Annotated in this window: 11 protein-coding genes; 6 read left to right on the forward strand and 5 right to left on the reverse strand. The window is 68.4% G+C overall.

Translation table 11 applies throughout. From position 1 onward, the window contains the following. Positions 1–25: 25 nt before the first annotated feature. Positions 26–1,252, forward strand: coding sequence for a low temperature requirement protein A (locus RKE25_RS04100; RefSeq protein ID WP_311840995.1), 1,227 nt, complete (start codon positions 26–28; stop codon positions 1,250–1,252). On the opposite strand, the gene RKE25_RS04105 is transcribed toward RKE25_RS04100, so the two are convergent. Together RKE25_RS04105 and RKE25_RS04110 are read right to left on the reverse strand one after the other, a co-directional pair. Continuing rightward, complete coding sequence (locus RKE25_RS04105; protein ID WP_311840996.1) at positions 1,246–2,256, reverse strand: 2-dehydropantoate 2-reductase; 1,011 nt, start codon at positions 2,254–2,256, stop codon at positions 1,246–1,248. The two genes, RKE25_RS04100 and RKE25_RS04105, sit on opposite strands and share 7 nt — an antisense overlap. Further along, positions 2,253–3,911, reverse strand: a complete 1,659-nt coding sequence (locus RKE25_RS04110) for an FAD-binding dehydrogenase (protein ID WP_311840997.1) — start codon at positions 3,909–3,911, stop codon at positions 2,253–2,255. Before RKE25_RS04110 ends, RKE25_RS04105 begins: the two co-directional genes overlap by 4 nt. A gap of 181 nt (positions 3,912–4,092) precedes the next feature. Here RKE25_RS04110 and RKE25_RS04115 point away from each other — a divergent pair, with 181 nt between their 5' ends. The 4 genes from RKE25_RS04115 (at position 4,093) to lpdA (ending at position 9,698) form a co-directional block, all read left to right on the forward strand. Beyond that, complete coding sequence (locus tag RKE25_RS04115) at positions 4,093–4,914, forward strand: DUF2884 family protein (protein ID WP_311840998.1); 822 nt, start codon at positions 4,093–4,095, stop codon at positions 4,912–4,914. 166 nt (positions 4,915–5,080) lie between these two features. Beyond that, complete coding sequence (locus RKE25_RS04120; protein WP_311840999.1) at positions 5,081–5,905, forward strand: mechanosensitive ion channel domain-containing protein; 825 nt, start codon at positions 5,081–5,083, stop codon at positions 5,903–5,905. 313 nt (positions 5,906–6,218) lie between these two features. Next, positions 6,219–7,907, forward strand: a complete 1,689-nt coding sequence (gene aceF / locus RKE25_RS04125) for a dihydrolipoyllysine-residue acetyltransferase (RefSeq protein WP_311841000.1) — start codon at positions 6,219–6,221, stop codon at positions 7,905–7,907. Positions 7,908–7,925: 18 nt separating this feature from the next. Next, the gene (gene lpdA / locus RKE25_RS04130; protein WP_311841001.1) at positions 7,926–9,698 is read left to right on the forward strand and encodes a dihydrolipoyl dehydrogenase; all 1,773 of its coding nucleotides are present in this window, start codon (positions 7,926–7,928) and stop codon (positions 9,696–9,698) included. A gap of 84 nt (positions 9,699–9,782) precedes the next feature. On the opposite strand, the gene RKE25_RS04135 is transcribed toward lpdA, so the two are convergent. Then, positions 9,783–10,832 (reverse strand): hypothetical protein, encoded by a 1,050-nt coding sequence (locus tag RKE25_RS04135; protein WP_311841002.1) that lies wholly within the window; start codon positions 10,830–10,832, stop codon positions 9,783–9,785. A gap of 511 nt (positions 10,833–11,343) precedes the next feature. Continuing rightward, positions 11,344–12,018, reverse strand: coding sequence for a hypothetical protein (locus tag RKE25_RS04140; RefSeq protein WP_311841003.1), 675 nt, complete (start codon positions 12,016–12,018; stop codon positions 11,344–11,346). Positions 12,019–12,152: 134 nt separating this feature from the next. Here RKE25_RS04140 and dapB point away from each other — a divergent pair, with 134 nt between their 5' ends. Next, positions 12,153–12,956, forward strand: a complete 804-nt coding sequence (dapB, locus tag RKE25_RS04145) for a 4-hydroxy-tetrahydrodipicolinate reductase (RefSeq protein ID WP_311841004.1) — start codon at positions 12,153–12,155, stop codon at positions 12,954–12,956. An 18-nt stretch (positions 12,957–12,974) separates the two neighbouring features. On the opposite strand, the gene RKE25_RS04150 is transcribed toward dapB, so the two are convergent. Then, entirely contained in the window at positions 12,975–13,658 is a 684-nt protein-coding gene (locus tag RKE25_RS04150) for a hypothetical protein (RefSeq protein WP_311841005.1), read from the reverse strand. Positions 13,659–13,669 lie beyond the last annotated feature (11 nt).

The following is a 13,669-nucleotide window of genomic DNA, read 5'->3' on the forward strand; positions in this document are numbered from 1 at the left end:
CGATCGTTTCCAAGGAATTCCGTCCATGTCCGACACCTTCGCTCCCACGCCGCCCGCCGCACCGCCGCGCCTCCTGCGCGAGCGGGTCGCCGGCGGTCACGGCAAGGTCACCAACATCGAGCTGTTCTTCGACCTGGTGTTCGTCTACGGCGTCACCCAGCTTTCGCACACGCTGCTGCACGACCTGAGCCTGCCCGGCGCCGTCCAGGTGCTGTTGCTCTTCCTCGCCCTGTGGTGGGTATGGATCTTCACCGGCTGGGTCACCAACTGGCTGGATCCGGACCGCATCGCCGTGCGCGCCCTGATGCTGGCGCTGACCTTCGCCGGACTGCTGCTTTCCGTTGCGCTGCCGGAGGCGTTCGAAGCGCGCGGTGTGCTGTTTGCCGCCGCCTACGTGTCGATGCAGGTGGGCCGTTCGGCGTTCATGGTGTGGGCATTGCGGTTTGGCGGTACCGCCGCGCAACGGCGCAACTTCACCCGCATCCTGCTCTGGCTGGCCGTGACCGGCGCGTGCTGGCTCACCGGCGCGTGGCAGGACGGCGCGACGCGGTTCCTCTGGTGGATCGTCGCCCTCGGCATCGAGTACCTGGGGCCGGCGGCTTACTTCTACGTGCCCGGGCTGGGCCGCTCCACCACGGCCGACTGGAACGTGGAGGGCGGCCATTTCGCCGAACGCTGCAGCCTGTTCGTGATCATCGCGCTGGGCGAATCGCTGGTGGTCACCGGATCAAGCTTCGCCGCGTCCCACGCCATCGGCGAGGCGGCGCCCGCTTTCATCGCGGCCTTCCTGGGCTGCGTGGCGATGTGGTGGATCTATTTCGACCTGGGCGCCGAGCGCGGCAGCCGCGCCATCCGCCATGCCGCGGACCCAGGGCGCACCGCGCGCCTGGCCTATACGTACCTGCACCTGCCGATCGTCGCCGGCATCATCGTGAGCGCGGTGGGCGACGAGTTGAGCCTCAGTCATCCGCACGCCCGCGGGGACATGGCTTCCGTCGCGGTGCTGATCGGCGGGCCGATGCTCTATCTGTTGGGCAATGCGCTGTTCAAGTCGGCGGTCAACGGCCTGCACTTTCCCTTGTCCCACCTGGTGGGGCTGGTGCTGCTGGCCTTTCTCGTCGCGCCGGCTTTCCTGCTGTCCGTGTTCTGGATCGCCGCACTGACCACGGCCGTGCTGTTGGTGGTTGCCGTGTGGGAGACGCAGTCATTGCGTGCGCTGCGCCAGGAGCTTGCCGGCGAAGAAGCTCACTGAGCCCGGCGCAGTTCCGCCAGCAGTTCTGCGGCCGTCCAGGTGGACGGCGTGGCTTCGGCCGCGTGCACCAGTGCCGCGATGCGTGCGTTGACCGGCGCGTGTCGGCCGGCCTTCGCAGCGAGGTCGACGATGGCGCCGTGCAGCGCGTCGACTTCGGTGCGGCGGCCCGCGCGGAGGTCTTCCCAGGTGGATGAGCGCGCATGCGGGTCGATTGCCAGCATGCGCGAGGCAATGCGCGCGAACAGCGCGTCCGGCAGCGCAAGCAGGGCGGGCAGCCAGCGCGTCGGCAGCGGCGTGAGCGTAGCCACCGGCAGGCCTAGCGCAGCGAATACGGCCAGCGCTTCACGCTGCGCGAGCGCGAGGCAACGGCGCCAGTCGCGGCGCGCCAGCTCTTCGCGCAGCGGCAGGCCGGAGAGCGCATTGATGGCGTTGTTGAGATTGAAGAGCAGCTTGGCCCGCTGCACGGCGGGCATGTCGCGTCGGCGCTGCAACGGCAGGCCGGCGGCGGCGAAGGCAGCAAGGTAGCGTTCGAGCGCCGGATGATCCTCCGCCATCAGGTCTCCGCCCGAGCCCTGATGGAAGCTGCCCGGCTCGCGCTGCAGCACGTTGAACGGAACCATGCCGGCCAGCACGGTGCGGCCGGGCAGGGCGGCGCGCAGGACGTCCGCGTTGGCCAGGCCATTCTGGAAACTGACCACGATGCCGTCCGGCGGCAGCACGCCGGACAGCTCACACGCGACCTGTGGCGTATCCGCGGTCTTCACCGTGACTAGCACCAGCGGGGCCGCCGCCGCCGCGGGCGAGGTGCTCACGTCGAGCTCGCTGCCGTCGAGCTTGCGGTGGTAGCCATACAGATCGGTGAGCGTCATGCCGTGGGCACGCAATGTCTCGGCCATGCGCGGCCGCGCGATGAAGCGCACCGCCGCGTGGCCGTGCAGGCGGCCACCGAGATAGCCGCCGACGCTGCCCGTGCCGTAGATGACGATGTCCGGCGCCGGGTTCACGCCACCGCCGCCGCGGCCGCGCGGCCCGCGACGCGTCCGGAGAAGATACAGCCGCCCAGGAAACTGCCTTCCAGCGCGCGGTAGCCGTGCAGGCCGCCGCCGCCGAAGCCGGCGGCTTCGCCCACGGCGTACAGGCCGGGCAGCGGATGTCCGTCCGGTGCCAGCACGCGCGCCTGCAGATCGGTTTCCAGGCCGCCCAGCGTCTTGCGGGTGAGGACATGCAGCCGCACCGCGATCAGCGGCCCGTTCGCCGGGTCCAGCATGCGGTGTGGCTTGGCCACGCGCACCAGCTTGTCGCCGCGGTAGCGGCGTGCGTTGTGGATGGCCATGACCTGGCCGTCCTTGGCGTACGGGTTGTCGAACTGGCGGTCGCGCGCCTCGATCTCGCGGCGCAGGTCCGCGGTGTCCAGCAGGCCGTTGCCCGCTAGCGCATTCATGCCGGCGACGAGTTCCTCGAGCGTCTCGCGCACGATGAAGTCCTTGCCGTGCCGCTTGAACGCCTCCACCGGCGCGGGCGCACCTTTGCCGATCGCGCGCCTGGCGACCTGGCGCCAGCTCTTGCTGGTGAGGTCGGGATTCTGCTCGGAGCCGGACAGCGCGAATTCGCGCCGGATGATCTGCTGGTCGAGCACGAACCAGCTGTAGTCGTAGCCCGTACGGCGCAGATGGGCGAGCGTGCCCATGGTGTCGAAGCCAGGCCACAGCGGGCCGGGCAGGCGGCGGCCGGTGGCGTCGAGCCACAACGGGGAGGGGCCCGGCAGGATGCGGATCGCATGACCGGGCCAGATCGGGTTCCAGTTCTCGATGCCTTCCACGTAGTGCCACATGCGGTCGCGGTTGATCAGCTGCGCTCCGGCGGTCTCGCTGATCGCCAGCATGCGGCCGTCGACATGGGCGGGCACGCCGCAGAGCATGTGCGCCGGCGGCGGGCCGAGCCGGCTGGGCCAGTGCTGGCGCACCAGCTCGTGGTTGGCGCCGATACCGCCGGAGGCGACGATGACCGCCTGCGCGCGCCGCTCGAACTGGCCTGCGATCTCGCGCGAACTCGGCCGCCCGCGCTCGACGCCATCGGCCGCGAGCACCGCGCCGCGCGCGCCGACCACCGCGCCGCCTTCCACCAGCAGTTCGTCCACGCGATGGCGGAAGGCGAACTCGATCAGCCCCTTCGCCTCGGCGGCGCGGGCGCGCCGCACGAACGGTTCCAGCACGCCGGGCCCGGTGCCCCAGGTGACGTGGAAGCGCGGCACCGAGTTGCCGTGCCCGTAGGCGCCATGGCCGCCCCGCTCGGCCCAGCCCACCACCGGAAACCAGCGCATGCCCATGCCGTGCAGCCAGGCACGCTTCTCGCCGGCCGCGAAATCCACATAGGCTTCGGCCCAGCGCCGTGGCCAGTGGTCTTCGGGCCGGTCGAACGCGGCCGTGCCCATCCAGTCCGCCAGCGCCAAGGCATGCGTATCGCGCACGCCCATGCGGCGCTGCTCCGGCGAATCGACGAAGAACAGCCCGCCGAACGACCAGAAGGCCTGGCCGCCCAGGCTCTGCTCCGGCTCTTGGTCGAGCACGAGGACCCGGCGGCCGGCATCGGCCAGCTCGGTGGCGGCCACCAGCCCGGCGAGGCCGGCCCCGATCACGATCACGTCCCAACCGTCCCTCATGCCTCGCTCCCCACGGCGGATGTGCGCGCCAACTTAGCCGCTTGGCCGGCCGCTGCCTATGCGCGACGCCACATGTGACCGATGGCACGGCATGACGGCCGGCCCATGTCGGGTCAGCGCGCCGGGTGCATCGTGGCGCCATGCCCGGCTGAGGGGCCGGGGCACCACGAGGGAGGTGTCTATGCGTTTCCGATTCGCGCCCGTCGCGTTCGCCCTGGGCCTGGCGCTCGGCGCGCCGGTCCAGGCCCGCGATCTGCACATCAATCATGAGTCCTGCGGCTACGAGACGCCCTACGACGTGCAGGTGGATGCCGCCGGCATTCGCTTCGAGCGCGCAGACGGCGCGCCGAACCAGGTCTTCATGCATGACGGACGCCTGCGGGTGGACGGACGCGACGTCGCCGTCTCGACCGACGACGCGGCGCGCCTGCGGCAGTACGAGGACAAGGTGCGCGCCCTGCTGCCGGAAGTGGCCGGCATCGCGCGCGAAGGCGTGGAAGTCGGCTTTGCCGCGATGCGCGTGGTGACCATGACGTTCGCGGAAAGCGAGAGCGAGCGCCGCGAGCTGGTCGGCAGGCTCGATCGCCGGCGCGCGCAGGCCCTGGCGGACATCGATGGCTCGCTGGGTCGCGGCGTGTGGAAACACGAAGCCATCAGCGAGTCCTTGAGCGACAGCGTGCAGGAATCCGTCGGCGACCTGGTCGGCAAGGTCACCGGCAGCGCGGTGTCGGCGGCGCTGAGCGGCGACAAGGCCAAGGTGGCGGCGCTGGAGGCGCGTGCCGATTCGCTGGACAAGTCCATCGACAAGGAAATCAACGTCCGCGCCGATCATCTGAGCCAGCGCGCCCAGGCCTTGTGCCCGCGCCTGCAGGCGCTGGACGGATTGCAGCAGCAGTTCCAGTTCCGCCTGGCCGATGGCTCGCGGCTGCAACTGGTGCGGTGGAACAAGGACGACAACAACAAAGTGCCGGCCAAGAAGGAACCGGACGTCGCCTCGCGCTGAGCGGGGCCACCGGGGCGCTCCGGGCCTCTCCCTCGCGGGCCGCCCCCTCCGCCGCGTCCTTCCCCAGGGCGCGGCTTTTTCATGCGCTTTCGTGCGGCATGCATGTCTGCGGCGCATGGCCGCCTGTTAGGCTTCGCGTCTGTTGCCACCGGACGGATTCCGAGCCATGCACGATTTCCTGGCGCGCCTGCATTTCTCCGAGAACGCGATCCAGCATCTGCTCAACATCGGTACCGCGCTGCTGATCCTGCTGATCGGCATCTGGATCGCGGCGCGGGTCGCCAACTTCGCGCAGCGCGCAATGCAGCGCGCGAAGTTCGACCCCACCCTGAGCGGCTTTCTGCGCAACCTCATCAACGGCGTCCTGATCGTGCTGCTGGTGGTCATGGCGCTGCAGCAGGCCGGCGTGCCGGCCGCGCCGCTGATCGCCGCGCTCAGCACCGCCGGCCTGGCCATCGGCCTGGCCCTGCAGGGCTCGCTGAGCAATCTCGCCTGGGGTGTGCTGCTGATCGTGTTCCGCCCGTTCCGCGTGGGCGACTTCATCCACGCCGGCGGCATCGACGGCACGGTCGACAGCATCAACCTGATGCATACGCTGCTGGTGCTGCCGGACAACCGCGAGGCCGTGGTGCCCAACGGCAAGATCGGCGCCGACGCCATCATCAACTTCAACCGTCGCGGCACGCGCCGCTTCGAGCTGAAGGTGGGCATCGGCTACGGCGACGACATCGGCAAGGCGATGCGAGCGGTGAGCGAACTGTTCGCGGCTGACGAGCGCATCCTGCGCGATCCGGAGCCGGGCGTATGGACCGAGTCGCTGGGCGACAGTTCGGTCAACCTGGTCGTGCGCGCCTTCGTACGCAGCGGCGATTTCTGGGCGACCCAGACCGACCTGCTGCGCCGGATCAAGGAACGCTTCGACGCCGAGGGCATCACCATTCCATTCCCGCAACGGGAACTGCGAGTCGTGCAGGGGAAGCTGCCCGACTGACGCTCTATCCCTTTCTCCTCTCCGGGGAGAGGGCCGGGGGGGCGAGGGGCCGGGCGGACCGTAGAAGCCGGACAGCAAGCGGGCCCCACCCTGGCAAGCCGGTTTCCACGGGCCCGCCCCCCATCCGACTGACCGCAACCGAATCCCCACCGGGCCGGCACCTTCTCCCCGGAGAGAAGGGGTTGCATACGTATGCGCATGGTCCCCTGCGACCAAGATCGATCCAGACGGGCCGGCGTGCCTTCGCTATGATTGGGCTCTTGCGCGCCGCCATCCCCCGGGCGTTGCGCCATCGCCATCCGCAGGAGAAATCATGGCCGACCTGAAAGAAGCCCGCGTGCCCGATATCGGACACGACAATGTCCCGGTAATCGAGGTGCTGGTGAAGCCTGGCGACAAGGTCGCGAAGGAACAGGGCCTGGTAACCCTGGAGTCGGACAAGGCCACGATGGAAGTGCCCGCGCCGTTCGCCGGCACGGTCAAGGAAGTGAAGCTCAAGGTGGGCGACGAGGTGTCCGAGGGCGCCCTGATCGCCATCATCGAGGCTGACGAGGCTTCCGCCCCGGCCGCCGCGCCCAAGCCGGCCGCTCCCGCGCCGGCCCCGGCGCCCGCCGCTGCTCCCGCCAAGGCCGCCGAGCCCGCCCGCACGGCGGCGGCCCCCGCTGCCGGCGGCGGCGTGCGCGAGGCCCGCGTTCCCGATATCGGCGGCCACGAGGGCGTGCCGGTGATCGAGGTGCTGGTGAAGGTCGGCGACGCCGTCGCCAAGGACCAGAGCCTGATCACCCTGGAATCCGACAAGGCCACGATGGAAGTGCCGGCACCGTTCGGCGGCGTGGTCAAGGAACTGAAGGTCAAGGTCGGCGACGAGCTCTCCGAAGGCGCCGTCATCGCGCTGATCGAAAGCGCCGATGGCGCTCCGGCCGCTGCGCCTGCGCCGGCCCCCGCTCCTGCCAGGGCCGAGGCGCCCAAGGTCGAGGAGAAGCCCGCGCCGATCGGCGGCCGCGGCATCCTGCCGGGCAACGCGCCGGAGGGCGACGTCGCGCCGACCGCGCGCCCGCCGTTCGATTCGCGCATCGTCATGCCGGGCGACGCACCCTACGCCAGCCCGGCGATCCGCGCCTTCGCGCGCGAGCTGGGCGTGGACGTCCGCCAGGTGAAGGGCAGCGGCCGCGGTGGCCGCATCGTGCGCGAGGACGTCACCTCCTACGTCAAGCACGCGCTGGCCTCAGGCGCGCGTCCGAGCGGCGCCGCGCAGCCGGCCGGCGGCGGCCTCAACCTGCTGCCGTGGCCCAAGGTCGACTTCGCCAAGTTCGGCGAGATCGAAGAGAAGCCGCTCTCGCGCATCCAGAAGATCTCGGGCGCCAACCTCGCGCGCAACTGGGCGATGATCCCGCACGTCACGCAGCACGAGGACGCGGACATCACCGAGCTGGAAGCTTTCCGCAAGAAGCTCGGCGAGGAGAACAAGGACCTCAAGATCACCCCGCTGGTGTTCCAGATCAAGGCGGTGGTCGCGGCGCTGAAGAAGTTCCCGCAGTTCAACGCCTCGCTGGACGAGACCGGCGAGAAGCTGATCCTCAAGAAGTACTTCCACATCGGCATCGCCGTGGACACGCCGGACGGCCTGGTCGTGCCGGTGATCCGCGACTGCGACAAGAAGGGCCTGCTCGACCTCGCCGTCGAGCTGGGCGAGATCTCCAAGAAGGCGCGCGAGAAGAAGCTCGGCCCGAACGACATGTCCGGCGGCTGCTTCTCGATCTCCTCGCTGGGCGGCATCGGCGGCACCGCGTTCACGCCGATCGTCAACGCGCCCGAAGTGGCCATCCTGGGCGTTTCCAAGGCGCAGACCAAGCCGGTGTGGAACGGCAAGGAATTCGCGCCGCGCCTGATCCTGCCGCTGTCGCTGAGCTACGACCACCGCGTGATCGACGGCGCCTTGGCCGCGCGCTTCGCCTCCTTCCTCGCCACCCAGCTCGGCGACATCCGCCGCCTGCTGCTCTGACGGGGAGGAACCGACGACATGGCTAACACGATCGAAGTGAAAGTCCCCGACATCGGCGGCCACGACAACGTGCCGGTGATCGAGGTGCTGGTGAAGGCCGGCGACACCGTGACCAAGGACCAGAGCCTGATCACGCTGGAGTCGGACAAGGCGACGATGGAGATCCCGTCGAGCGCGGCCGGCACCATCAAGGAGCTGAAGGTGAAGGTGGGCGACGAGCTGTCCGAAGGCGCCGTCATCGCCATCCTCGAAGTGTCCGGCGATGCCGCCGCGCCCAAGGCCGAAGCGCCGAAGGCCGCCGCGCCCGCACCGGCACCCGCGCCTGCACCGGCTGCCAAGGCGCCCGCGCCGCAGGCCGCCGGCGCCAGCGGCCGCACTGCGGACATCGAGTGCAAGCTGGTGGTGCTCGGCTCCGGTCCGGGCGGCTATACGGCCGCGTTCCGCGCCGCCGACCTGGGCGTGGACACCGTGCTGGTGGAACGCTACGCGACGCTCGGCGGCGTATGCCTCAACGTGGGCTGCATCCCGTCCAAGGCGCTGCTGCATGCCGCCGCCGTGATCGATGAGGCGGAGGCGATGGCCGCGCACGGCGTCAGCTTCGGCAAGCCCAAGCTCGACCTGGACAAGCTGCGCTCGTTCAAGAACAAGGTGGTCGGCCAGCTCACCGGCGGCCTGGCCAGCATGGCCAAGCAGCGCAAGGTGCGCACCGTGCAGGGCGTGGGCAGCTTCGTGTCGCCGCACGAGATGGAAGTGGAGACGGCCGAAGGCAAGAAGCTGATCCGCTTCGAGTACGCCATCATCGCGGCCGGTTCGCAGTCGGTGAAACTGCCGGCGTTCCCCTGGGACGACGACCGCATCGTCGATTCCACCGGCGCGCTGGAACTGAAGGACGTGCCCGGCAAGCTGCTCGTGGTAGGCGGCGGCATCATCGGCCTGGAAATGGCCACCGTGTACTCCGCGCTCGGCAGCGAAGTGACCGTAGTCGAGTTCATGGACCAGATCATCCCCGGCGCCGACGCCGACCTGATCAAGCCGCTGGCCAAGCGCCTGGGCGGCAAGCTCAAGGGCGTGCACCTGAAGACCAAGGTGGTCGAGGCCAAGGCCACCAAGAAGGGCATCGAGGTCAGCTACGAAGGCGAGAGCATCCCCGAGACCAAGCTGTTCGACCGCGTGCTGGTCTCCGTGGGCCGTTCGCCGAACGGCGGCAAGATCGGCGCGGACAAGGCCGGCGTCGCGGTGACCGAGCGCGGCTTCATCAATGTCGACACGCAGATGCGCACCAACGTGCCGCACATCTTCGCCATCGGCGACCTGGTGGGCCAGCCGATGCTGGCGCACAAGGCCACCCACGAGGCGCGCGTGGCCGCGGAAGTGGTCGCCGGCATGAAGAGCCATTTCGATGCGCGCGTGATCCCCTCGGTGGCGTACACCGATCCGGAAATCGCCTGGGTCGGCGTGACCGAGCGCGAAGCGAAGGAAAAAGGCCTGAAGATCGGCGTGGGCAAGTTCCCGTGGGTGGCCAGCGGCCGCGCCATCGGCATCGACCGCACCGAAGGCTTTACCAAGCTGCTGTTCGACGAGGAAACGCACCGCATCGTCGGCGGCGCCATCGTCGGCCCGCATGCCGGCGACCTGATCGCCGAGGTCACCCACGCCATCGAGATGGGCAGCGAGGCGGCGGACATCGGCCTTACGATCCATCCGCATCCCACGCTGAGCGAATCGATCGGCATGGCGGCGGAGGTGTACGAGGGCACGATCACCGATCTGTACATTCCCAAGCGGAAGTAGGCCGGTTGGCGTGTCTGCTTCGAAAGAGCCCGAGCTTGTCTCGGGCTCTTTCGTTTCATGGCGCCATGCCGCGGCGAAGCCGGGTCAGTTCGATTCCGTGAACTGGATGTACGGCGACGAACCGCCTCCGGCGGTGCAACTGCCGAGATTGAGGTTGTTGCTCTCACCCGTGCTGCCCGAATTGGCGACGCATGCCGGTGCGCTGGTCGAACCGTTGTTCACCGCCACCTTCACGGTGATCGACGAGCCGCTGTTGAACTTCGCCTCCGAGCCGCCGGCATTGCCGACCACGTTGAACTCCGACACGTCCCATACCTGCGCCAGGTACAGCACGCTGTCGTTTCCGCTGGCGCTGTAGGCCTGGGTGCCGTTGGTGAAGACGACGGTGTCCGTGCCGCCGGAGCTCACCGTGCCCGTCAACTTCAGGTTGCCCAGCTGTGTGGCCGGTACGTCCGGCGCGGTCGCGGCCGCGCTGTTGCGGTAGCAGTCGCCTGCGCCGTCGCTGCCGAAGCCGCTCGGACAGCTGCTGCCGCCGTAGCCGATCAGCCAGTACTGCATGAATACGGCCGCTTCGCCGTTCACGCTGTAGTCCGGCGCATAGACGAACTGCTGCCACACGGTACAGCCCGAATGGTTGCGGCAGGCCGAGGTGGTGTGGTCGAAGCTGGAGTTGATCTGCAGCGAGTACTCGTTCGGTCCGAGGATGCCGCCACCGCCGTACGCCGCCACGCCCACGCCGGATTCGGACGTCACGCCGGTCACCGACGGGAAGCTGCCCACGGCCTTGGTGATGAGCGTGGACGACTGCAAGGTGTAGTCATTGCCGTTGCCGGCGTTCTGCGCGGCACCGAAGCTGCGCCAGCGCGGCATCGGCGCGACCCGCGGTATCGCCTGTTTGCACGCGGTGCGTTCCCAGATGACGCTGGGATAGGTGGCGTGGAAGCAGCCTTCCGACGGCGTGGCGATGTGCGAAATGTCCTCGCGCCACTGCGCTCGGGCCTGGGCTTCCAAGGGGCTGACGATCTCGGTCGAGGCTTGTGCGGAAACATCCGCGGGCTGCGCGGCATGCGCCGCGAAAAAGCTGGTGGCGCCAAGCAAGCCGGACGCCAGAACCAAAGTCAAACTGGCACGCATCGGGTTTCTCCCTGGTATACGAATAGCTATCGGTTTCGGCGCTGGACCATCCAGGCGCCGGTCATCCCCAACAACAACTCACCTGCGCCGCCACGCGAAGAACGTGGCGGTCGATCTCATGCAGCTGCATGCCTCCCGCCATCCAGGCGGTGAGTCGAACGTTGACGCATCCCCTTGGCGAGGCATCGGCGCGCTGTGGCGCGAATGCTCCGCGGGGCACTTCGTAATGCATTTGCCGATCGCAAGGCAAATCGAAAGAGGTTCCGTCAAACACCTGCGATGGCGCGTGCGTGAAGGACGTGTCTACGCATGCGACATGAGCGCTGAAAATACGGGGCCGAACGCGTGCGCTCTGCCGCGTTCACGGAGATCAATGATTTGTGCATTCGAAAAAAAGCGCGGCGCGCGAAGACCGTCTATGCGCGCAACGCTTCATCTGGCGCGAACGATGGCCCGCGCCAATGCTTGAGAAAACGACGGCCAAGGAGATGGTCAGCGCGAGCTACGCCGCTCAGGCCGAGTGCCGGCTGGCCGGCAGGTTGGCTTCGATCCGCTGCGTCAGGTTATCGAGCATGCCCACGACTTCGTGCGCGGCGCCCGCCATCTGGTTCACCACGTGCAGGAGTTCGCGCGGCGAGTAGCCGTCGGTGTCGAAATCGAGCATGGCATCGACCATGCGTGGTCCGTTGAGCACCATGGGGATGTCTTCGGCGAGGATGCTTGCGCTGGTCGCCTGCGCTGCATAGATGGAGGAGTAACTGCGCAGCCGCTCGTCGTCGATCCAGCCAGCGGACTGGTTGGCCACCGCGAGGTCCCACGCCTCGCGGCGCAGCACGGGCCAGCGGTAGTCGAGATAAAGCCCATCCGGCACCGCTTCGTGCGCGTGTCGATGAACGACCTCGTCCGAGGCATGAGTCTTGATGTCCTCGCTGAGCACCGCCTTGAGGTGTTCGAGTTCGCGCAGGCGCATCGCATCGTGCTCACGCATCTTGCGGATGTCCGCGAGGTTCTGCCGGATCTCGGCATCGATACGCGCGCTGGCCTCGGTGGCGGCATGCCGGTGGTGGGTATGCTCGATCCACGCTTCGAGCCCCAGCGCGGTGAGGATGCTCAGCACGATCATGAGATAGTGCTTGGCGAAATCTTTCATCGACTGCAATGGCATTTTCGGCAATTCGAGGTGCATGGCGATCAGCCCGAAGGAGCAGGCGCCGAGCGTAGCCGATCGGCACCACCGGGCGGCAGTGCAGCCGGTGGGCCTTGCAAATCGTGGCGCGCGGCGGCAACTGTGAGGATTGTCGAATCGATCAGGAGGTACTCATGTCATTGAACATCTGCCTGGCGGGCGCCACCGGCTGGGCCGGTTCGGAACTGGCCCGCGGCATCGCCGGCGCTGAAGGGCTGAAGCTGGTCAGCGCGGTTTCGCGCAAGCAGGCGGGCAGCACGCTCGCGCAGGCGCTGGGTGACGGACGCCTGGATACGCCGGTCTTCGCGACCGCGGCCGAAGCCCTCGCGCGTCCTGTGGATGTGTTCATGGAGTACACCAAGCCCGACAGCGCCAAGGCCAATATCCTTGCTGCGCTGGAACACGGCGCCCATGTCGTGGTGGGTACCTCCGGCCTGACCGACGCGGACTACGCGCAGATCGACGCTGCGGCGCGGGCGAAAGGCCGCGCCGTACTCGCCTGCGGCAACTTCGCGCTCACCATGGTGCTGCTGCAGAAGTTTGCCGAGCAGGCGGCGAAGTACATCCCCAGCTGGGAAATCATCGATTACGCCTACGACGGCAAACCGGACGCGCCCAGCGGCACGGTGCGGGAACTGGCCGGCCGTCTCGGCCAAGTGCGCCAGCCGGAACTTACCGTACCGCTGGAGCAGACCAACGGCGTGCGCGAAACGCGTGGAGGCACGCTGGGCGGCGCCCAGGTGCACGCGGTGCGGCTGCCGGGCTTCGTGCTGGGCGCGGAAGTGATCTTCGGCATGCCGGACCAGACTCTGGCGCTGCGTCACAACGCCGGCAGCAGCGCGAAGCCCTATGTGGATGGCGCGTTGCTGGCGATCCGCAAGGTCGCCGGCCTGGCGCCGGGCGTTCACCGCGGCCTGGACAAGGTGCTGGAACTCTGAAGCCGCTGCGGTGCGCGCTCAGCCGTGAGCCGCGCCACCGTCTTCCTTCGCCAGCGCGTGCACCAGATGGCTCTCGAGCTGGCGAAGGTGCGATTGAGTTTCCTCGGACGTATTCACCATCTGGTGCAGCACGGTGACGAATTCCAGCGGATCGACCGGTGCGCCCAGTTCGATCCGCGTGTGCAGCGCCGCCATGCTCGGCGCGTTGAGCAGGATGATGCTGTCGTGCGTGATCCAATTCGAAGCGTCGCGCAGGTCGGCATAGGCGGCCGAATAGTGGCGCAGCTCGGCGCCATCCATCCAGCTGGCCGATTGGTTGGCGACGGCCACGTCCCAGGCCTGCGAGGCGAACGTGGGCCAGTTGATGCTCAGCTTGAAGTCCGCCTTGCGCGCCTGGATGTGCTGGTTGATGACGGCGGCGGGCACGCCTTCGCGGATGTCCTGGCTGACCACCTCGCCGAGCGCCCGCAGCGGCGCGATCAGTGCCTGGTTCGCCTTGATCGAGGTGCGTACGTCGCTGAGGTTGGTTTCGATCTCCGCGCGGATCTGCCGGCCGGCGGTTTCCGCGGCATGCGCGTGATGCGAGCGCTCGATCCAGGCTTCCAGGCCCAGCGCGGTGAGGATGCTGAGCACGATCATCAGGTAGTGCTTGGCGAAGTCCTTCAGCGAGTGCAGGCGCACGTTCGGCAGTTCGAGATGCATGGATCCGTTTC

Source organism: Dyella sp. BiH032, from assembly GCF_031954525.1.
GTDB lineage: Bacteria > Pseudomonadota > Gammaproteobacteria > Xanthomonadales > Rhodanobacteraceae > Dyella_D.